Origin of the sequence: Marinimicrobium agarilyticum DSM 16975 (genome assembly GCF_000423345.1) — a bacterium.
Taxonomy (GTDB): domain Bacteria; phylum Pseudomonadota; class Gammaproteobacteria; order Pseudomonadales; family Cellvibrionaceae; genus Marinimicrobium; species Marinimicrobium agarilyticum.
Genome location: NZ_AUHU01000003.1, coordinates 170,617 through 190,339 on the forward strand (window position 1 = coordinate 170,617; position 19,723 = coordinate 190,339).

17 protein-coding genes are annotated in these 19,723 nt (G+C 58.2%); 11 read left to right on the plus strand and 6 right to left on the minus strand.

Annotation, left to right across the window (positions count from 1 at the left end; translation table 11 throughout):
• Nucleotides 1–98 precede the first annotated feature (98 nt).
• Complete coding sequence (locus tag G547_RS0100780; RefSeq protein ID WP_027328220.1) at nt 99–428, plus strand: hypothetical protein; 330 nt, start codon at nt 99–101, stop codon at nt 426–428.
• A gap of 43 nt (nt 429–471) precedes the next feature.
• Complete coding sequence (gene gshA / locus G547_RS19415) at nt 472–2,094, plus strand: glutamate--cysteine ligase (protein WP_084645499.1); 1,623 nt, start codon at nt 472–474, stop codon at nt 2,092–2,094.
• A gap of 56 nt (nt 2,095–2,150) precedes the next feature.
• Here gshA and G547_RS0100790 read toward each other — a convergent pair whose 3' ends face one another.
• The gene (locus G547_RS0100790; protein WP_051234688.1) at nt 2,151–2,540 is read right to left on the minus strand and encodes a flagellar basal body-associated FliL family protein; all 390 of its coding nucleotides are present in this window, start codon (nt 2,538–2,540) and stop codon (nt 2,151–2,153) included.
• Nucleotides 2,541–2,720: 180 nt separating this feature from the next.
• Between G547_RS0100790 and G547_RS0100795 the strand changes: the two genes are divergently transcribed.
• Genes G547_RS0100795 through G547_RS0100805 form a run of 3 tightly spaced genes read left to right on the plus strand, consistent with a single transcriptional unit; the run spans nt 2,721 to nt 4,783 of the window.
• Nucleotides 2,721–3,209 carry a disulfide bond formation protein B gene (locus G547_RS0100795; RefSeq protein ID WP_027328222.1) on the plus strand — a complete coding sequence of 163 codons (489 nt, stop codon included), beginning with the start codon at nt 2,721–2,723 and terminating at the stop codon, nt 3,207–3,209.
• A gap of 40 nt (nt 3,210–3,249) precedes the next feature.
• Entirely contained in the window at nt 3,250–3,717 is a 468-nt protein-coding gene (locus G547_RS0100800) for an Rsd/AlgQ family anti-sigma factor (RefSeq protein WP_027328223.1), read from the plus strand.
• Between the two features lie 49 nt (nt 3,718–3,766).
• Complete coding sequence (locus G547_RS0100805) at nt 3,767–4,783, plus strand: WD40 repeat domain-containing protein (RefSeq protein ID WP_051234516.1); 1,017 nt, start codon at nt 3,767–3,769, stop codon at nt 4,781–4,783.
• A 78-nt stretch (nt 4,784–4,861) separates the two neighbouring features.
• Here the strand turns inward: G547_RS0100805 and bamJ are convergent, their stop codons facing one another.
• Nucleotides 4,862–5,620: a BamJ family beta-barrel-assembly machinery protein gene (bamJ, locus tag G547_RS0100810; RefSeq protein WP_027328225.1), complete on the minus strand. Its 759-nt coding sequence runs from the start codon at nt 5,618–5,620 to the stop codon at nt 4,862–4,864.
• Between the two features lie 310 nt (nt 5,621–5,930).
• Here bamJ and G547_RS23270 point away from each other — a divergent pair, with 310 nt between their 5' ends.
• The gene (locus tag G547_RS23270) at nt 5,931–7,031 is read left to right on the plus strand and encodes a histone H1-like repetitive region-containing protein (protein ID WP_027328226.1); all 1,101 of its coding nucleotides are present in this window, start codon (nt 5,931–5,933) and stop codon (nt 7,029–7,031) included.
• A gap of 76 nt (nt 7,032–7,107) precedes the next feature.
• Here the strand turns inward: G547_RS23270 and G547_RS19420 are convergent, their stop codons facing one another.
• Nucleotides 7,108–7,599, minus strand: a complete 492-nt coding sequence (locus G547_RS19420; protein WP_051234517.1) for a TIGR02444 family protein — start codon at nt 7,597–7,599, stop codon at nt 7,108–7,110.
• Between the two features lie 90 nt (nt 7,600–7,689).
• On the opposite strand from G547_RS19420, the gene G547_RS0100825 reads away from it, so the two are divergent.
• The gene (locus G547_RS0100825; RefSeq protein ID WP_027328227.1) at nt 7,690–9,573 is read left to right on the plus strand and encodes an ATP-binding cassette domain-containing protein; all 1,884 of its coding nucleotides are present in this window, start codon (nt 7,690–7,692) and stop codon (nt 9,571–9,573) included.
• A gap of 9 nt (nt 9,574–9,582) precedes the next feature.
• Entirely contained in the window at nt 9,583–11,088 is a 1,506-nt protein-coding gene (locus G547_RS0100830; protein WP_027328228.1) for a Ppx/GppA phosphatase family protein, read from the plus strand.
• Between the two features lie 94 nt (nt 11,089–11,182).
• Here the strand turns inward: G547_RS0100830 and ppk1 are convergent, their stop codons facing one another.
• Nucleotides 11,183–13,276 (minus strand): polyphosphate kinase 1, encoded by a 2,094-nt coding sequence (gene ppk1 / locus G547_RS0100835; RefSeq protein WP_027328229.1) that lies wholly within the window; start codon nt 13,274–13,276, stop codon nt 11,183–11,185.
• 282 nt (nt 13,277–13,558) lie between these two features.
• Between ppk1 and G547_RS0100840 the strand changes: the two genes are divergently transcribed.
• Both G547_RS0100840 and G547_RS19425 read left to right on the plus strand, forming a co-directional pair.
• Nucleotides 13,559–14,113: an RNA polymerase sigma factor gene (locus G547_RS0100840; protein ID WP_027328230.1), complete on the plus strand. Its 555-nt coding sequence runs from the start codon at nt 13,559–13,561 to the stop codon at nt 14,111–14,113.
• Nucleotides 14,110–15,168, plus strand: coding sequence for a FecR family protein (locus tag G547_RS19425; RefSeq protein WP_084645503.1), 1,059 nt, complete (start codon nt 14,110–14,112; stop codon nt 15,166–15,168). The genes G547_RS0100840 and G547_RS19425 overlap by 4 nt, the downstream gene beginning before the upstream one ends.
• Before the next feature lie 205 nt (nt 15,169–15,373).
• Here the strand turns inward: G547_RS19425 and G547_RS0100850 are convergent, their stop codons facing one another.
• Nucleotides 15,374–18,397: a TonB-dependent receptor gene (locus G547_RS0100850; RefSeq protein WP_211224466.1), complete on the minus strand. Its 3,024-nt coding sequence runs from the start codon at nt 18,395–18,397 to the stop codon at nt 15,374–15,376.
• A gap of 375 nt (nt 18,398–18,772) precedes the next feature.
• Here G547_RS0100850 and G547_RS0100855 point away from each other — a divergent pair, with 375 nt between their 5' ends.
• On the plus strand, nt 18,773–19,366 hold the full coding sequence (locus G547_RS0100855; protein WP_027328232.1) for a hypothetical protein: 594 nt from the start codon (nt 18,773–18,775) through the stop codon (nt 19,364–19,366).
• A 26-nt stretch (nt 19,367–19,392) separates the two neighbouring features.
• Here the strand turns inward: G547_RS0100855 and G547_RS0100860 are convergent, their stop codons facing one another.
• Nucleotides 19,393–19,707, minus strand: a complete 315-nt coding sequence (locus G547_RS0100860; RefSeq protein WP_027328233.1) for a DUF4156 domain-containing protein — start codon at nt 19,705–19,707, stop codon at nt 19,393–19,395.
• Between the last annotated feature and the right edge of the window lie 16 nt (nt 19,708–19,723).

Here is a 19,723-nt window from a genome sequence, read left to right on the forward strand (position 1 = left end):
AACACTGAACAATTCCGGTTTCAGCGGAGGCTGGCGCCCCACTTTTCTCCGCACGCCCCTCCGTCTAAAGACGTTGAGTGACGAACGCAAGGTGATCAATGACAGAGCTCTACATTCTGCGCAATCAGCAAGGCTATTTTCTGGGTAAACAAAAGGACTGGCTGGATGGGCGAGACCGCGGCGCCCTCTACAAAACGCCCCACAAGGACGAAGCGATTAACCTCAAGGTGGAGGTGAGTGCCAAGGATTTCGAGCAGCGGATTCGCATTCTGCCCTGTCAGGCTGACGAGCGCGGCCTGCCGGTCCTGGCGGTGGATGATATGCCGACTCCGCGAGCGAAAGTGAAGCCCGTCCCGGCTGAAGAAGCCGACCCGGCGTCGGAGACATCGCCCGAGCCATCCGAGTCCGCCTCATCGGCGGAAGATTAAGCGTTTTCAGTACCGACCGGGCGGTGCTGTAGAGGAGTCAATCTTGTCCCATACCGAACACTTCCGTCATCTCCTGACGCACTTTGCGTCGGCGGCCAACCAGACGCTGGGCGGTATTCGCCGCGGCGTGGAAAAGGAAAGCCTGAGGGTCACCTCCGGCGGCGACCTGGCTCAGGACGAGCACCCGCACGGCCTGGGCTCGGCCCTTACGCATCCTCATATCACGACCGACTACAGTGAAGCGCTGCTGGAGTTCATCACCGAGCCCTTTACCAGCGTCTCGGCGCTGTTGGGGCAGTTGGATGACATCCACCGCTACACCTACAGCGTGCTCAAGGACAATGTGCTGTGGCCCACCAGCATGCCCTGCGCGCTCAAAGGGGAAGAGGGGATTCCCGTAGCCCGTTACGGCAGCTCCAACAGCGGCAAGATGAAAACCGTCTACCGCTGGGGGCTTGCCTACCGTTACGGTAAAGTCATGCAGACCATTGCGGGGGTCCACTACAATTTCTCCCTGCCCGATGCGTTCTGGCGTGAACTGCAATCGCAGGAGGGGGATGGCCAAAGTCTGCAGGATTTCAAAACCCAGCGTTACTTTGATCTGATCCGCAACTTCCGCCGTTACTCCTGGCTGCTCATATATCTCTTTGGCGCGGCGCCGGCAGTGTGTCGGTCCTTCGTACGTGGGCGTAAGCACAAACTGCAGCCGTTCGAGGGCGATGAGCACACACTGCACGCGCCTTATGCCACCTCCCTGCGGATGGGCGATCTGGGTTATCAGAGCGATGCCCAGCAGCGGATGATTGTCTGCTACAACGATCTGTCTACTTACCTGAAAACGCTCTGTGGCGCCATTACCCAGCCCCACGCTGATTACCAGGCAATCGGCCTCACGGACGCGGAGGGGCACTACCAACAGCTCAATACCAGCCTGCTGCAGATCGAAAACGAGTTCTACAGCAGTGTGCGCCCCAAGCGCACCACCCGCCGCGGCGAAACCGCTCTGCAGGCGCTCCGGTTGCGAGGTGTCGAATACGTCGAAGTGCGCTGTGTCGACCTCAACCCCTACGAGCCGCTGGGCATCAGCGCCGAGCAGATCCACTTCCTGGACGCGTTTCTGCTTTACTGCCTGTTGGCCCCCAGCCCGCAGACCCATAACCTGGAGTACCGCAACATTCAGGAGAACCAGGCGCGTATCGTCTACCGCGGGCGCGAACCTGGCCTGACTCTGTGTCGTGGGGAAGAAGAGGTCAGTATGGTCGAGTGGGCCGAGGTGTTGTTGTCGGACATGCGCGATTGCGCGGCACCGCTGGATCAGGCCGATGGTGATGGTCATTTCCGGCGCGCCGTTGACGCCCAGCGGGCCAAACTGACCGATCCCGGTTTGACGCCCTCGGCGCGGGTGCTTGAGGAGATGCGACGAGACGGGCTGACTTTTTTCCGCCACGGCATGTCGATTGCCGAGCGTCATCGGGAGCAGTTCCTGAAGCGCCCCCTGGACCCGGAGACGCAGGAGCGCTTTGCGCAGATGGCGCAGCGGTCACTGGAGGACCAGAGAGCGATCGAAGCCGCCGATACCGGCAGTTTCGAAGATTATCTGGCAGCCTACTATGCCCAATATGAGGATTGCGGCTGCATGGGGACGACCACCGAATCGGCTCGCTAGCTTCGCGTTGAGAGAGCTGGCGCTGAACCCTGTGGTTTATGGTTGAACCATAAACGCTAGCGTTGGACCACAAAGTTGCGAAAGACCAGGTCGGTGGCAATTCCTTCACGCCCCTCTTCCTGAGTGAGCGCCTCATTGGTCTCGGTGAGCGCCATCTGGCGAAGTTGCTCACGCCCGGCCTGAGTGTTCACCGTCTCCTCGCCCTGGCGGCTGAACAACATCACCATCTTGTGACGAATCAGTGGCATATGGTGGCGGATGACGCCGGCATCGGAGCTGTCCTGCACCCGAATGGAAATTTCCGCCCGGAGGTACTTCAGTCGACCGGGACCGCCGTAATTGACCACCAACGGCTCGCTCAGGGGGATATAGATCTGCCCTTGCGCGTCGTCCTCTTCCTGAGCCATTGCGACCGAGGCCAGCGTCAAAGCGAGGAGGGTGGCCATGAGGGTTGGGCCCCAAAAGTGCATAAAGGCGTTGCCACGTGCGGAACGGTTGGGTTGTAACATCATCGAATACCTGTGAATCGCTCTGGGCCGGGTGTAGCCCCAGTGTGCACCAAACGGTAGCGCAGCTGGTGCGTTTTTGCGTACCATTGTAGCCTAACAGCCATAAGAGAACAGACTATGCCATTGACCGTCCGTTTCACCAACCTTCTGATCGTGCTTGCTGTCGTGGCGATGATGGCGGTGGCGTTGTATATGGAGCACGCCATGGGGTTGGAACCCTGCCCGCTGTGTGTAAGTCAGCGTATTTTTGTGATTCTTGTGGGTTTCTGGGCACTGCTGGCGTTGTTGCACCACCCGGGGAGAGTCGGCAGAGTCGTATACGGTACCCTCGGGTTGCTCTCCGCCGTGGCAGGTGGCGCGGTCTCGAGTCGGCAGCTCTGGTTGCAGGGTTTGCCGGAAGATCAGGTTCCCGCCTGCGGTCCTGGGGTAGAATACATTCTCGACACCTTCCCGTTTATGGACGCCCTGCGGGTGATGTTGACTGGCGATGGCAACTGCGCGGAAGTGGCCTGGTCGCTGTTCGGACTCAGTATTCCGGGCTGGACACTGATCGGTTTTATTGGATTGGGGTTGCTCCATCTCTGGCAGGTGTTGCGTCGGCGCTAATGGCGCTGAAATGATTTATCTTCTGTTGTAAGGACTGGCTATGTTGGACAATTGTAAAGACGCAAAAGAGCGCTGGGGTGGTGTGAGCACCATCATCGATCGCTGGCTCGAAGAGCGACGTAAAATGCTGGTGAATTTTTGTGAGCTCAGTGCACTCAAGGCACCGCAGGCTGATGACCAAGCCCGTGGAGCCAGGTTGCGTCATCTGTGTGAGGTTATGGTTGACTACGTCTCGGCCGGTCATTTTGAGGTGTACGACCAATTGGTAAAAGAAGGTCGCGAATTCGATGACGAAGACGCGCTCCAGGAAGCCAGTAAATTGTTTGCGCTTGTCGACCAGACCACTCAGGAAGTGCTCGACTTCAATGACAAGTATCTGGAAACGGATGACCTTGAGACCCTGGACCGGGATCTCTCATTTCTGGGTGAAACCCTGGAAACCCGATTTACCGCCGAGGACCGGATGATTGCGGTATTGCATACCGCACATAAGGACCTGGTGGCCTGATGCCCGCGGCGACCCCGTCGCCGCTTTGCGTGAGCGAGGCGTAGCCTTCATGGGTCACTCTTACCTTTCTGATGCCCGCGCGCTTTCGTCCCGCGCGGGTGTCGCCACATTGCTGCTGACGCTGGGGCTCACCTCCGGTTGTGAGCGCGGAGCCGAACCCTCAGCCAGTCTCGAAGTGGCGGCGCGCAGCGTCCAGTCTGGCGCGCTCTCCTGGAACGGTGGTTGGGCGGCCGTTGGTTCCGGCTATCACGGTGGCAGCCTCTGGGAGCTTGACTCCCGGGAGCGCCTCTACAACTGGAACCACAAGGCGGACAGCTTTACATTGCTGACCACCGCCAGCTTCTCCCCCGATAATAAATACGTGCTTACCACTGATGAGCGCACCCTCGTATTGTGGAACCGTGAAAGCGGTCAGGCTCAGCAGTACTGGAGCAGCCCGACAGAAATCCTCGCGAGTCAGCTCGGTCCCGATGGTGAAAGGGCACTCCTGGGCCTGGCGGATCACCGGGCCTCGCTGTACAACGTTCAGCGTGGAGGGATTATCCGCAACCTGGAACACAGCGACCGTGTGGGCGCCGTTGCGCTTAGTGCTGACGGCGAACGTGCGCTGACCGGTTCCGATGCCGGCACGGTGACGCTGTGGAATACCCGCACCGGTGAATCCATTGCTCATCAGCAACATGAGTCTCCCATTGAACTCGTCGCCATGGCGCCGGACGGCAGCATCCTGCTGTCCTCCGGCCGCTACGAGCGGGCGAAGCTTTGGGACGCTGACGGACAGATGGTGTGGGAACTGCCCCTCGATGAGGAACATGTGCGCCGGGGGACCCAAATCACCAGCGCCCGATTCAGCGACGACGGTGCCTGGCTACTGACGGGCCAGCCCACCGGCCGGGTGGACTTGTGGGATATTGAAGGACAACAGTTGGCTTTCAGCTGGCGGCTGCCCAAGCGCAAGTCGTTTCATCCGGTATCAGTGTCGGTGGTGGATTTGGCTTTCACGGACGATCCGGACCTTTATCGAGCACTCAGCTCGGACGGCTTTGTACACGACCTCAGTTATTGAGCCCGTCAATTATTCCAGTCATAAAAAAAGCCGCTTCTAGAAGCGGCTTTTTTGTCGAATCGGTCGGCCCGGCGGTGGTTATTCGCTGGCGCTGTCCGACTCGGCTGCAGCGTCACCGGAGGCGCTTTTTTCACCGATCTCCAACAGCTCGACTTCAAAAATCAGAGCGGAATTGGGAGGAATCGGGCCGTTGCCGCCGGGGCCGTAGGCCAGTTCGGCCGGAATGTACAGTTCATACTTTGAGCCTACTCGCATCAACTGAAGCGCCTCGGTCCAACCGGCAATGACGCTGTTCAGTGCGAACGTGGCGGGTTGGTCGCGCTCATAGGAACTGTCAAACTCGGTGCCGTCGAGCAGGCGACCGCGGTAGTGCACAGTCACAGTGTCGTCCGCGCTGGGCTTGGCGCCTTCACCTTCTTCAAGCACCTTGTACTGCAGGCCGCTCTCGGTTTCCATTACGCCTTCTTTTTCCGCGTTCTCGGCGAAGAACGTCTGAGCCTCTTTCTCGTTGGCTTCCGCTTCGGCTTTCTGCTCTTTTTCCCGGCGAGCCATTTCCTGTTCCTGGAACTGCTTCATCACCTCGCGCATTTCTTCTTCGCTCAAGCGCGGCTCATTGCCATCGCGCTTGTCGCGCAGGGCCAGGGCAAAGGCTTCTGGCTCGATGGTCACGCCACCTTGCTCCAGGTTCTCGGCCAGGTTGGTGCCGAAAACATAATTGACCTTCTGTTCGAGGGTTTCCAGTTTGACGGGCTCTTGTTCGGGTTCCGACTGGCTACAGCCGACCATAATGGCCGTGGCACCGAGTAATCCCGCGAGCATTCGTACATTGCGTTTCATGCGTTGCACCTTCTTTTATAGTGGTTTGTCAGTCTGCCCAAATCACAGGCGGTTCATTTCCAGGCGCTCCATGGTACCCCAAGTGAGCGGCGAAATGGGCGCTTTTTGCGGTGAGATTGCACCGTCTGAGGACCCCGTTTGTCCACAAATGCGGCTTTAGGTTCCGCAAACGGCGCCAAACCATCGAATTTTTTGCTAAACGCGCGTAAATTACTGTGCTGCCATACACATTTTTGCCAGACGATACTACAATAACGTCAGCTGTTTTCGCTGGTAATCGTTCACTCTCCAACTGCACAGGAATTTCACTATGGCCGCCAAGAAAAAAGCTACCGTCAGCGTGACCGACCTTGAGAAGCAGGTCGAAAAAGTCCAGGGGCAGCTGGACCAGGCTCGCGCCAAAAAACTGACCCAAGCCGAGAAAGAGGTGACCCAGGCTAAAAAGACTCTGGACACCGCCAAGCGCAAATTGAAAACGCTCCGGAACAAGAAGGTCGCCGCCGGCAAAGTGAAATCCAAAACCGCCGCCTCCCGCCAGCGTCTGAGCAAGGCCTCTGAGGCGGTGACCGCCCAGCAGAAGGTGGTAGATGCTGCACAGACAACGCTGGATGCGGCCAAGCAGGTTCACGAGGCTGCCAAAGCGGATAAGAAGCAGGCAGACCAACTGGCCCGTGAAATCAAAAAGGCCACCAAAGCGGTTGAGAAGAAGCTGAAGAAAAAAGCCAGCAGCAAGCGCACGACCCGTAAAAAAGCGGCAAGCAAAAGCCCGGGAGCAAGTAAGAAGGCCGCTTCGAAAAAGGCCACAGCCAAAAAAGCGACCGCGAAAAAAGCCACTGCCAAGAAAGCAACGGCCAAGAAGACCACCGCCAAGAAAGCAGCGGCTAAAAAGGCTTCTGTGACAAAAGCCGGTACCAAAAAGGCAGCCACCAAGAAAACAACCAGCAAAGCGGCCGCCAAAAAGGCGAGCGCTAAGAAGACGACGGCCAAAAAGGCGGCAAGCAAGACCTCCACCGCGAAGAAAGCCGCCAGCAAGAAAACGACGGCCAAGAAGGCGCCGGCTAAAAAGGCATCGACCGGTACGAAAGCCAGCGCCGCGTCCTCCACCAGTGCAGTCGCGCAAAGCAAAAAGCCGACAGCGACCGAAAAGCGGGCTCCCAAGGCTGCTCCCAAGCCCGAACCGACCCCCCCCGCACCGGGCTCTACCAGTGAGACCGGCTCAGGCGTTGATCGTAACCCCGAAGCGCCTCCGGTCGAAAAGGAGCGTCCGACCCCACCGGTCCCGGGGCATCAGAGTACACACCTGGTGGAGCCTGAGGATAAGGACAAGCCCAAGGCGGAGCCGGTATCTGATCGGCCCTCGTCCGGCAGCCTGTTCGGTCGGGACTTCTTTAACAGTGACGACAAGTTCTGATCGACAGCGATGCTGAAATCAAAACGGGAGGCGAAAGCCTCCCGTTTTTTTTGATGAGGTCATCGGAAAAAACCGTTTAACGGGTCAATAACAGTTGGCGCATTTCCTGCTCTTTCTCATCCGGTAAAGACAGCAGCCGGGCGTAGACGCTCAGGTTGGCGCCGGGCAGTATCCGCGTACGCTGCCCGCTTCCGAGCCAGGTGCGGGCGAGCTTTTCCAGCCGCTCTTGTACCGCGTGTTCCGCGTTCAACTCGGCGGCCTTGATGGCCTGGCGGCTGGCTTCCACGGCGGGGTCCCGGGTGCCGTAGTGGCGTTTGATGTGTTGGCGCATTCGCCGCAGGGGCTCGACGACTTCAGTGCGCCAGGGCGCGATATAGGCCTGGGCAAGGCGCAAGCGGGTCTCGTTGATCGCCAGGCCCTCCTTCTCCAGCCAGCACAGCCACAGCAGTATGTTCACATCCGCCCCCCAGCCGTCCTGAAGGGACAGGCACAGCGTCTCCACTCCGGGCCGTTTGTACAGTCCGAGGGAGAAGTCCCATAAATGGGTATTGAGTCGGGCGAGATTCACAGTCGCGTTCCTTCGACGTGGTTGGTTAAGGGGTTAAATGGGGGCGAGGGGGTGAGCCCCCTCCCGATAAGACCTGATAGAATACCGGCCATGATCCAATTTCAGCAAGTTTCTCTTCAACGCGGCCGGCAGTTTCTGCTCGAGCACGCGGACCTTACGCTGTTCCCCGGCCAGAAAGCGGGGCTGATCGGCCCCAATGGCAGTGGCAAATCCAGCTTCTTCCAACTGTTGCTCGGCGGCCTGCAAGCGGACGGCGGCCAGTGGGACATGCCCCGACAGTGGCGGGTGGCCCACATGGCCCAGGAGGTGGAAACCCTCGACCGCAGCGCCGTGGATTACGTGCTCGATGGCGATACCGAGTTGCGCCGTCTGGAGGCGGCCATCGACGAGGCGCAGCACGATGGCGAGCGGCTCGCAAAACTGTATGCCGAGATGGAGAACATCCAGGCTTACTCGGCGCCGGCGCGCGCCCAGCAACTACTGAGCGGCCTGGGGTTTGCGCCCGGCGACGAGGGGCGACCGGTCTCCGCTTTTTCCGGGGGCTGGCGCATTCGCCTGAACCTGGCTCAGGCCTTGATGTGTCCCTCGGACCTGTTGCTGCTGGACGAACCCACCAACCACCTGGACCTGGACGCGACCCTCTGGCTCGAGCAGTGGCTGCTGCGCTACCCGGGGACTTTGATCATCATTTCCCATGACCGGGACTTTCTCGATAACGTCGTGGATCGTATCGTCGCCCTCGAGGGGGCGAAGCTCAATCTGTACGTGGGCAACTACTCGGCGTACGAGCGCCAGCGGGCCGAGAAGCTGGCCCAGCAGGACGCCGCGTTCAAGAAACAGCAGGAGCAGATCGCGCATATGGAGGCCTACGTTCGGCGCTTTCGCGCTCAGGCCAACAAAGCCCGTCAGGCCCAAAGCCGCCTGAAGGCCATCGAGCGCATGGAAACCATCGCGCCCGCCCATGTGGATTCGCCCTTCAACTTTCGCTTTCTGCCTTCCGGGAAAATGTCCCGGCCGTTGATCAACCTCAACGATGCGGATATCGGCTATGGAGCCGCGCCGGTTCTGGCCAATGTGAACCTGGGGATTCTGCCTGAGACCCGCATCGGTCTGCTCGGCCCCAACGGCGCGGGCAAGTCCAGCCTGATCAAAACCCTGGCGGGGGAATTGTCGCTGAAACGGGGTGAATGCCACACCGGGGACAACTTCAAGCTCGGTTACTTCGCCCAGCACCAACTGGATGCGCTCGATCTTAACGCCTCTGCCGCGCAACACATCCTGCGCCTGTCTCCCGAAACCCGAGAGCAGGAAGTACGCAATTTTCTGGGCGGGTTCGATTTTCGGGGCGATATGGCGTTCGAGCCCATCACCCATTTCTCCGGCGGCGAAAAGGCGCGCCTGGCACTGGCGCTGATTGTCTGGCAAAAGCCCAACGTGTTGTTGTTGGATGAGCCCACCAACCACCTGGACCTGGAAATGCGCCAGGCCTTGACCTTGGCGCTGCAGGATTTTGAAGGCGCGGTACTGGTGGTGTCACACGATCGTCACTTGCTGCGCAGTACCGTTGATGAATTCCTGCTGGTGGCGGATGGCCGGGTGCAAGCCTTTGAGGGCGACCTGGACGACTATTATCGCTGGCTGTTGACGCGTCGGCAGGAGGACAACGCCGCCGAAGCCGCAGCCGCCCCCGCACCGGCTCAGGACAAAAAAGCGCAGCGACAGGAAGCCGCCGCACGCCGGGCCAAGCTCAAGCCGTTGACCGACAAGCTGAAAAAGCTTGAACGTCGCATGGAACAGCTCAACGCCACGCTGGGTTCGATCGAAACCGAGCTGTCAGATCCGGCGATTTATGAGGAGTCCAACAAGCAGCGTTTACAGGAACTGCTAAAATCTCAGGGCGAGACTCAGGGGGAGCTGGACGAGTACGAGGAAGCCTGGCTCAGTTTGAGCGAAGAGTTGGAAGAATCTGCCTAGGGCCATTGAATGTTTAACTTATCCCGCCTGTTCGGCGCCCGCGCGAGCCACATTGCGGCGATTGATCTGGGCTCCAACAGCTTTCATATGATCATCGCCCGCTGGGAGAACGAGCAGGTGACCCTGCTGGACAAACTGCGCGAGCCGGTGCGCATGGGCTGGGGGCTGACCGAAGACGGCCGGCTCGATGATGACGTCCGCGATCGGGCCCTGGCCTGTCTGGAGCGCTTCGGGGAACGGTTGCGTGACTACCCCTCGCGCAGCGTCCGAATTGTGGGCACCAAAACCCTGCGCAGCATCCACGATTCCAGCGAGTTTTTGCGTGAAGCTCAAAACCGACTCGGTCACCCGGTGGAAATCATCTCCGGGGAGGAGGAAGCGCGCCTGGTGTACCTGGGCGTCGCCCACTGCATCGCTCCGGGGGAGGGCCGCCGCATTGTGGTGGATATCGGCGGCGGTAGTACGGAGATCATTCTGGGCCAGGGCATGTTGCCAGAGCTGAAGGAAAGCCTGAGCATGGGCTGTGTGGCCTTGACCAAGCGATTCTTCCTGGACGGCAAGGTCACCGACAAGCTGGTCAAGAAGGCCCGTGTGGCTTGCCAGCAGGAAGTGGCGCCGGTGGTGGAGGCGTTCACCGAGCGGGGCTGGGAAGAGGTATTGGGCGCTTCCGGCACCATCAAGGCCGCCGCCAAAGTCTGTGAACAAAACGGCTGGACGGGCGGTGATGTGACCGCCGAGGGCCTGGAGAAGATCATCAAGGCCTACCGCGATCACGGCAAGCTGGACTTGAACCTTAAAGGCCTGCCCAGCGATCGGGAACCGGTGTTTCTCGGGGGCGTGATTGTTCTGGCGACGCTTTTTGAAAGCCTTGGCTTGAAGAGCATGCAGGCCGCTGACTGGGCGCTTCGCGAGGGGCTGTTGTACGACCTTAAAGGCCGTCTGGAAAACCGTGACATCCGGCAGGAAAGTGTCGATGCCCTTGCCAAGCGGTTTCACGTCAATGTGAGCAAGGCGCAAGCGGTGGAAGCCACGGCCCGCCATCTGGTGGACTCGGTCGCCGAGGGCTGGAATCTGGAGCCGAACGAGGCGTCGAAACTACTCGGGTGGGCGGCGCGTCTGTATACCGTTGGGTTGGACATTTCCCACACCGATTATCACAAACACAGTGCCTACATCATCGACAATGTCGACCTGGCCGGTTGTTCCAAGGCGGAGCAGTCCCAGTTGGCGGCGTTGGCATTGGCACACCGCAAACGCTTTCCCGCCAAGAAATTTCCCATGGACAATACCGATCTGGTCCATCTGGCGATTCTGTTACGGCTGGCGGTGATCTTTAACCGGGCTCAGAAAAAAACCGAACTGCCTCCCCTGTCGCTCAAGGCCGATGACAAGGCGTTGACCTTGGCCATTCCGGGCAACTGGCTGGACGCCAATCCTCTGACCCAGGCGGACCTGGAAGGCGAGGCGGGTTACCTTAAAGATATCGGGTACGAGCTGACCCTGACAGCGGCCTGACGTTTCTGCGGTGGCGGATGCGCAGGCTTATCCGCCTTACGGGAAAACTCTTGTAGGGCGGATAAGCGAAGCGCATCCGCCACCCAATCTAAATCTATACCGGCGTCAATTGCCGTGCCGCCCAACGTTCCAACAGAATCGCCTGCGAATCAATCGGCTCTTCGCCCCCTTTGGGCTGTAAATGCTGATAGCTGCCATCGGACTGAAGGAGCCAGGCGTGGGTATTGTCCGCCAGATACAGCTCCAGATCTTCGATAATCCGGTCCCGTATTTTCTTGTGCTTGATGGGAAAGCAGGTTTCCACCCGGTGGAACATGTTGCGAATCATCCAGTCCGCGCTGGAGCAGTAGAGTTCCGGATTGCCGTCGTTCTCAAAATAGAACACCCGACTGTGTTCGAGCAGGCGCCCGACAATGGAGCGAACCTGAATGTTGTCGGAAAGACCCTCCATACCGGGGCGGAGCTGACAGATACCGCGAACGATCAGGTCGATTTTCACCCCGGCCCGCGCCGCTGCGTACAGCTCGTTGGTGAGCTCTTCCTCGTAGAGCGAATTCATCTTCGCGATGATGCGTGCGGGCTTTCCGTTTTCAGCGTTCTCTTTCTCGGCGCGAATACGCCGCACCATACCTTTATGCAGCGTGAAAGGCGCATACAGTAAGCACTCCATTTTGGAGGCCTTGCCCATGCTGCTCAGTTGCAGAAAGACCCGGTAGACATCTTCCCCCATGGTCCGGTCACTGGTCATCAGGCCGTAGTCGGTGTAAAGCATGGTGGTTTTGGGGTGGTAATTGCCAGTGCCCAGGTGCACGTAGTAGCGCAGGGTACTGTCTTCCTCGCGGCGGGCCACCAGTAACATTTTGGCATGGGTTTTAAACCCGACCACCCCGTAAATGACGTGAATGCCGTAGCGTTGAAGGCGCTCAGCCAGGGCCACGTTCTGCTCCTCGTCAAAGCGCGCGCGCAACTCGACGATAGCCGTGACCTCCTTGCCGGCTTTGGCGGCCGCCACCAGGGCATCGACTACGGGGGAGTTGGAGCCGGCGCGATACAGCGTCTGTTTAATGGCCAGTACGTTGGGGTCCGACGCCGCCTCGCGCAGAAAATCCACCACCGCGTGAAACGAGTCGAAGGGGTGGTGCAGCAGAATGTCCTGCTTTTTCAGGGCCGCAAAATAGCTGTTGGTGCGCTTGGGCAGCTTGGGCATGGCCTGCACAAACGGCGGAAAATAATAGCGGCTGTCCTTGATCAGATCGAACAGGTCCGATAACCGGTTCATATTGACCGGACCGTTGATGCGATAGACGCCCCGCGTGGTGATTTCACAGCGCTTGACCAGGAAATCTTCAAGCTCCTTGGGGCAAGTATCGGCTACCTCCAGGCGGACTTCATCTCCGTACTGGCGGTAGACCAGCTCGCCCTGAACGGCGCGCAGCAAATCCTCGGTTTCCTCCTCATCCAGGAAGATGTCCGAGTTGCGGGTCAGGCGAAACTGGTAACTGTCGATCACCGTCATGCCGATAAAAATTTCTGCCATGAAATAGTGAATGATCGAGGAAATGAACACAAAGGTTCGGCCCTCACCGCCCACTTCCGGGGGCAGTTCCACCATATGGTTGAGAGAGCGGGGCACTTGAACGATGGCCCGTCCGGAATTCCGGCCAAAGGCGTCTTTGCCGTCGAGCTTGACGATGAAATTCAGGCTCTTATTCAGGATGCGGGGGAACGGGTGGGCCGGGTCCAGCCCGATGGGGCTGAGCAATGGCAGGATGTCGGTCTCGAACACTTGCTTGAGATGCGCCACCTGGGCCTCGTTCCACTCCTCCCGGCGCAGCACGCGGATATCGTTATCGCGCAGCATCGGCAGCAACTGGTCGTTGAGAATGCGGTACTGCTCGTCCACCAGGGTATGGGCGCGCCCGGACACCTCGGCCAGGGTCTGCTCCTGGCTCAGACCATCGGGGCCCGTGGGGCTGGATGCGTTCAGCTCCAGCATTTCCACCAGGCCGCCGACACGAACCTCGAAGAACTCGTCCAGGTTGGTGGCGAATATGCACACAAAGCGCAGCCGCTCCATCAGCGGCAGCGAATGGTCGTAAGCCTGATAGAGAACCCGCTTGTGGAATTCAAGCAGGCTGAGTTCGCGGTTGAAGAAAGCGTTGGACACCATGTAACCCTGTTGCGTCATAAATAACGCCGCCCACCTTATGACAAAAATATGACAAGAATAAGTCAGGCGCCAAAGCGGTCCCTTCCGCCGAGGCTACTGAATGCCAGTATAGCAGCTCGTTGGCGCCTATAATTTCATGTTGAAATCGCTTGGCGAAAGGATTGGCTTGCGGTTGAATGGGAAAGGCAGGTTTTGAGCTCGCTCAATGGCGGATTTCGTCGAACCAATCGTCCAGAGTACTAATGGGTCATTGGCTTCGCGGCAGCGGCCAGGGCATCCGGTGACAATGCGACAATAAATATGACAAATAAAGATGGTTTGGAGAGCGTTTACCTCTCTGTGAGAAAGGGGTTGATTCGACTCGTCTCCCGCCTGGTGCCCCCGAAAGAGATCGAGGACATCGTGCAGGAGACGTATGTGCGTATTTGCTCGGTGAAGCAAAGCGAAGAGATACGCCATCCGCGCTCGTTCATGTACCGAACGGCCCGCAATCTGGCGTTGGACCACCTGAAGCGGGCGGAAACCCGCATGAACGTCAGTATGGAAGACGACGGGATTTTTCCGGAGGTGGGAGACAATGAACCGGATGAAGTGTATCAACAGGTCTCGGCCAGGGAGGAGTTTGAGCAGTTCTGCGAGGCGGTCCGCCAGTTACCGCTGCAGTGCCGACGCGTTTTTGTATTGAAAAAAGTATACGGTTACTCCCAGAGGGAAATCGCTGAGAGCCTGAAAATCAGTGAAAACACGGTTGAGAAACACATTGCAGCGGGTCTTCGTCGGTGCCGTCAGCATATGAACAGTGTTTCTTCCGAATCGCATGGGGGCTCCCGGGTGAGCCATGGGCGAATATCATGAGTAATGTCTATCCGTTAAGAACGGAAGAACAAATGGCCGAAGACGCCAGCCTCTGGGTGACGAGGCTTGATCGTGGTTTATCGGCGGCGGAAACCGGGGCGCTGAACCGTTGGCTGGCGCAGCACCCTCGCCACAAGCACCATTTACTGGAAACGGCGCAGCTGTGGGACCGGATGGACAGTCTGTCGGTTCTTTCGGAGTTGTTTGATCCGCCCGTGCATCCGAAGCGCAGCGCTAACCGCTCCCGGACAGTGGGTTGGGTCGTGGCGGCGTCGGTGCTCGTCGCGGTTGTCGCCTTGGGGGTGCTGACGCCGTTATCGCCCTGGGCACCGACAACGGCAATGGATGAGCCCGCGAGAAGTGCCATGGACAGCACTATTTACGAAACCGGCGTGGGCGCCCACTCCACGGTGAATCTGCCCGATGGTACCCGGATGCTACTGAACACGAATACCCTGGTCTCGGTCGTCTATACCGACGAGCAGCGCCTTCTGGAGTTGATGCGCGGAGAGCTGCATGTGGAAGTCGCCCACGAGCCCGACCGCCCCCTACGGGTAAAAGCGGGCGATAAGGTGGTGGAAGCGGTGGGTACAGCCTTTAACGTCTACCTGATGGATGAGAAAAACTTTGATGTGATCGTCACTGAAGGGCGAGTGAAAATAAAAACCCTGAACAAGCAAGCCAGCAATGATGACGGCGCCGAGGTGCAGGAGCTTGCCAAGGGCGAGAAGTTGTCGGTTCGGGCCAGTCTTCCTGCCCCGGTCGAACCCATGGAAAAGGCGACCATTGATGACCGCCTATCCTGGCGCGAAGGCAACCTGGTGTTTCGCGGAGAGACGCTGCGCGAGGCGTTGGGAGAAGTCAGTCGTTACACCCCGTTGACCTTCGAAATCGCCGATGAGCGCATTGCGGACGTCCGGATTGCTGGCCTCTACAAGGCTGGGGATGTGGATGGCCTGTTGCTCGCCCTGCGAGAAAACTTCCGTATTGGCCATAGCCGCTCCGGTGATGGCACCGTCGTGCTTTCCTTGCTCGCCGAAGACGCCGTTCAGTAGCTGCCGGCCAGCCCCTCCTGTTTTTCTACCCTCGCCAGCGCTGTGCCCAGCAGCGCTGCCTTTCCCACTCGCAGCGGCGCCTGGCTTAAAGGCCGGGCATAAAAAAGGAGGCCTTTCGGCCTCCAAGCACTGAGCGTCTCAGGAGTTGCTCAACCAATGTAATCGATGAAGGGCACCGTCTTCCCTGTGGTGCCGAGTGTGTGCCTTAGAAGGAGTAGCGGGCACCGAAGAAAAACTGCCGTCCGGTGTGGTTGTATTCGCGGGTCAGGTCCATGGTGCCGTCCCCGGTACCGTAAATCCGCTCTTCCTCGTCCGTCAGGTTGATCACTTCAAGGGTGAAGGTCAGGTTGTCATTCAAGTCGTAGAACGATGAGAAGTCCACATGGGTGGGGCCGTACTTCACCTCGGAAACGTGACCGTTGCCGCCCGGCTCACTCAGGAGGTAATCGTCTCGAGTGTTGGCCGAGAGGCGAAGACCGTAGTTCTCCTCCTCGTAGTACATCGTAAAGTTGTAGGAGTTCTCCGACAGGCCGGTCATATCCTGCGCAGTGACGTGAGTAAAGTTCGTCACGATACCCAAGTTGGAGAGCTTGCCGGGCAGGAAGCGGAACGGCTGCTGGTAAATCAGCTCGTAACCTTTCACGTCAAACCCGTCGGTGTCGTTGACAGGAATGAAGTGGGTATACATCACTTCTCGTGGGTCCGCATCGAAAGACTCATCGTATTCCGGGTCCGAAAGAATCGCGGCATGGAACTCGGGGTCGACGAATTTCTCAATGATGTCCGTCGTCAGCGAGGTGGTCACGTTCTTGTAGAAGTAGGTGGCTGCGAGCAGCGCCTCTTCGGCAAAGTACCACTCCACTGCCAGGTCCACATCGTTCGACTCGTACGGATCCAGACCGGGGTTGCCCAGGTTGCTGACCGTTCGGGTGGTATAACCGAACTGGGGGCCCGCGATGTTCAGTGAACCCAGACTGGGGCGGGTCATGGTTTGACCGTAGGAGAATCGGGTCACCAGATCATCGGTCACTTCCAGAGCGAAGTTCATGGATGGCAGGAAGTTCTTGTAATCCCGCTTGACTTCAACCGGACTGCCGTTCAGCCAGGCCTTGGAGGTAACATCCGTTTTGACGCCGCGTACCCCAAAATTGGTGCGCAACAACATATCGCCTACATCGAAGTCCGCATCCAGCTCAAGGTACGCCGCCAGGGTTTCCTCCCCGACAATCCACGCGGAGCTGAGCTCGTCCTCGTAGACTTTATTGACGATGCCGTCGTCGTAAATCGCGCCGAAATCCGCCACTGGAAACGGTACCAGCTCCCCATCGAACCCCTGACCAAAGTTGGCAATGGGGAAATCTTTGGTATAACCGACGGCGGAAAAGGCATCCGGGTAATTGCCGACGCCCTGGCGCGACTCGATTTCCCGGTCGTTGTAGGCCAGGCCAGTCTTGATCGAGTAACGGTCCTGGGTGAAGGTCAGGTCGACCTTCGACGTCAGGTTTTCCTTGCGAACATAGTTCGATCGGTTGTTAGCCGTTGTCACCTGATAGTTGGCCGGGTCGTAGTAGTCATAACCCTCGCCCCAGGATACTTCGGGAACATGCGGGTTATTGCTGAAATCAAACGAGTAGACGTGCGGTTCCGAAATATAATAGAAGCGCAGCTCTTCACGATCCGCCTCGTTGGTCGCTTTGCCGAGCATGGCATCCAGGCTCAGGGAGTCGCTCAACTCGAATTCACCGGAGAGCACATACTGGTTGAAGTCGGATTCCGAGGTCTGGTCACGGCTTTCGATCCAGGACTCGACATCATCAAAGGTGCCCGCCAGTACTTGTTTGCCATCGGGGTGCACTGTGATTTCCAGTGGCGTCACTTCGTTGTGAGTGAGGAACCACTCCATGGAATTGTAATTGAGACGTTGGTTCGACAACTCCGAGTGCAGCACATCAAAGCTGATCAGCGCGTTATCAGAGGGCTTGTACTGAAGCGATGTGGTAATGCCCAGCCGCTCCTGATCGTTGCCAAAGTAATCCGCCCGGGGTAGGCGTGGGTTCCACAGGCAGTTGATGTCAGCCACCGACTCACCATTCAGGGCGCAGTCGCCCACATCGGGGGTGCCGTTGATTACCGGATCGGCGTCGCTGGGGTAGGTGTTGTTCGTGGCCACTGGTGTGGTCCAGCGCACGGTACCGAAGCCCTCCTGGCGAACCGTGCGTTCGGAGTAGGCCACCGAGAGCAGAGCGCCAAAGGTATCGTCGGCGAAGGTATCGCTCACCATCACGGCAATGCGGGGGTCACTCTTCTCGCTCAGGTCGTTGTAACCGCCCTGCACGGAGGTGGCAAATTTGAAGCCCTCGTAGTCGAAGGGCTTGGCCGAGTACAGGTCCACGGTGCCAGCGATGCCGCCCTCTTCCATCGACGCCGTGGTGGATTTTTGAATATCCACCCGGTTGAACAGCTCTGAAGCAAATACATGAAAGTCAAAGGCCCGGCCACTGTTTAACGTCACCCCTCCCGAGTCCAGGCCGTCACTGCCGGCCGGCACTTGCATACCATTGAGAGTGGTACGGGTGAATGAGGGACTGAAACCGCGAAGGGTAATGTTGCGGCCTTCACCTCCTTCGCGGGAGATGGCCACCCCCGGAACCCGCTGGATGGATTCGGCAATATTCAGGTCGGGGAATTTACCAATGTCCTCGGCCATGATGGTTTCTTTAACGTTCACCGCCTCCCGCTTCTGTTCAAGGCTCTTGAGCAGAGAGCCGCGATAGCCAGTGACCAGCACTTCTTCCAGACCATTGGGTTGAGCGTCCTGGGCAACGGCCTGGGCCCCTGCGAGTGACGACATGGCCAATACGACGGCCCGTGACAGTTGGTTTTTTTGTAGGAACATGGAATGTTCTCCCTCTATATCGTTATTCGTTCGTATAAAGAGCTGGCCATTGCGGTTGATTGACAGATGCAGGCCGGAACCTTCCAGAAGGGTGATGGCTGCATCAATCAGCGAGTAAGACCCCACAAGCTCCCGGGTTTGTGTCGAAATGACCTGGTCATAAGGCACGATCAGGGTCAGGTCGGACTGCCGGGCAAACTCAGTGAGTGCAATGTCCGCTCTCGTTTCGGGTATGTCGAACTGCGTTATTTTTGACAGGTCGTTATCCACCGGCTGTGCCTGACAGACACAGGTAGTGACAGAAACAGCCAATGTGCAAAACGTCTTGTTCAATTCAACAGACTCCGACGCGGTTTTTTACCGCTATTAACGATGACGAGTTAGAGAGAAGTTTCCTCCATACCCTTGAAAGTTTGTTCGGTTTTCGAAGCTCAGGGAATGGCTATTGTGAAGTATAGTCTTCTTGCGTGAGTTCATTTTGCTTATAGTCCTTTACTGATAAAGCATGCCCTTCCTTGTGGAAATACAATAACCCGTAGTACCTGGACGATTCAGTACCGGTTTTCCGCCAGAGATTGCCAAATGGGGGAAAAGAGGGTAAAACTCAATGAAAGCCGACGCGCTGAGATCGGCATACTTGTTGATTTACCTGAGCCTGTGGCCCAGCCGCCGCAGGACAATAATAATTATCGTTTCTGACGCGCCGCCATGGCTGGCGCCCGTCGCTGCCAGGGCCAACCAAACATCAACGCAATGCTTATCTGTATTTTTCGCTATCTGCTATCTCGCTCCGTGGTACTGCTGCAATCGGGGCTGTTGCTCGTTGGGCTATCGGCGGGAAGCTGGGCGGCAACCGCCAATTTGGCACCTGGCCTGTCGTTGACCTTGCCTGAACCGCTGGCCGTCCGGGTCGTTGAGCTTGAGGAGAAAGAGGGCGAGCTTATTCTGGTGGGTGAGATCGAAGAGCGGGAAAGCTACTTTATGGCCGCGCTCAAAATTGGCGCCTGGGAGCGCAATCACGTGTTATGGCGGCGTCTTGAGGATGCCATCCGCAAGCGCAGTGACAGCGGCAATTTCGTAACCGGTGTTCGGGGCAGTTTCACCACAGCAGAGGGAGAGGGCGTCTGGTACACGCTCTATGAGTACGAGTCCAATGAACGGCCGCTCAGACAGATTTACTACCTGCTCAAAAGCGATCAATCGGCTTACTGGATCACCTTGACGGTGGTGGAGGGGGTGGATGTGGCGCTGGTGCTGCCCGTTGTCAGAGCATTGATCCGGCGCGTGCAGCTAGCGCCGTAACGCGGCCGGACCTGTGCCTTGCGGTGTTACTGGCAATTATAAATGGAAAAGGTCTGACGGCCGTCTTTGGGCTCGGTCTTGGGCACGATGGTATCGCCCCCCAGCTCAACCGCTTCGTTCTTACCCATTGCTTCCAGCTCTTTGGCCACTTTCTCTTCGCTGCGCGCGATCGGCCCAAGGCTGTCCGCGACGCTGACGTTGGTGTCACTCAGCTTTTCGCAGCCGCGCACGTTGCCCATGGTGCCCACCACCACATCTTCCGCCTTTTCCGAGACGTTAACCCAGGTGCAGGCGCTGGCGGCAAAACAGGCGCTCAGGAGGAGCAGAGACAGTTTCTTCATGGAGGTATCCTCTCAA

Coding starts and splice junctions, on each gene's coding strand:
- ppk1 (WP_027328229.1), bottom strand. CDS start 13,276: ATGACGCAACAGGGTTACATGGTGTCCAACGCTTTCTTCAACCGCGAA.
- G547_RS23270 (WP_027328226.1), top strand. CDS start 5,931: ATGGCCGCCAAGAAAAAAGCTACCGTCAGCGTGACCGACCTTGAGAAG.
- G547_RS0100795 (WP_027328222.1), top strand. CDS start 2,721: ATGCCATTGACCGTCCGTTTCACCAACCTTCTGATCGTGCTTGCTGTC.
- G547_RS0100800 (WP_027328223.1), top strand. CDS start 3,250: ATGTTGGACAATTGTAAAGACGCAAAAGAGCGCTGGGGTGGTGTGAGC.
- G547_RS19425 (WP_084645503.1), top strand. CDS start 14,110: ATGAGTAATGTCTATCCGTTAAGAACGGAAGAACAAATGGCCGAAGAC.
- G547_RS0100840 (WP_027328230.1), top strand. CDS start 13,559: ATGACAAATAAAGATGGTTTGGAGAGCGTTTACCTCTCTGTGAGAAAG.
- G547_RS0100830 (WP_027328228.1), top strand. CDS start 9,583: ATGTTTAACTTATCCCGCCTGTTCGGCGCCCGCGCGAGCCACATTGCG.
- bamJ (WP_027328225.1), bottom strand. CDS start 5,620: ATGAAACGCAATGTACGAATGCTCGCGGGATTACTCGGTGCCACGGCC.
- G547_RS0100825 (WP_027328227.1), top strand. CDS start 7,690: ATGATCCAATTTCAGCAAGTTTCTCTTCAACGCGGCCGGCAGTTTCTG.
- G547_RS0100855 (WP_027328232.1), top strand. CDS start 18,773: ATGGCTGGCGCCCGTCGCTGCCAGGGCCAACCAAACATCAACGCAATG.
- G547_RS0100805 (WP_051234516.1), top strand. CDS start 3,767: ATGGGTCACTCTTACCTTTCTGATGCCCGCGCGCTTTCGTCCCGCGCG.
- G547_RS0100860 (WP_027328233.1), bottom strand. CDS start 19,707: ATGAAGAAACTGTCTCTGCTCCTCCTGAGCGCCTGTTTTGCCGCCAGC.
- G547_RS0100790 (WP_051234688.1), bottom strand. CDS start 2,540: ATGGCCACCCTCCTCGCTTTGACGCTGGCCTCGGTCGCAATGGCTCAG.
- G547_RS0100780 (WP_027328220.1), top strand. CDS start 99: ATGACAGAGCTCTACATTCTGCGCAATCAGCAAGGCTATTTTCTGGGT.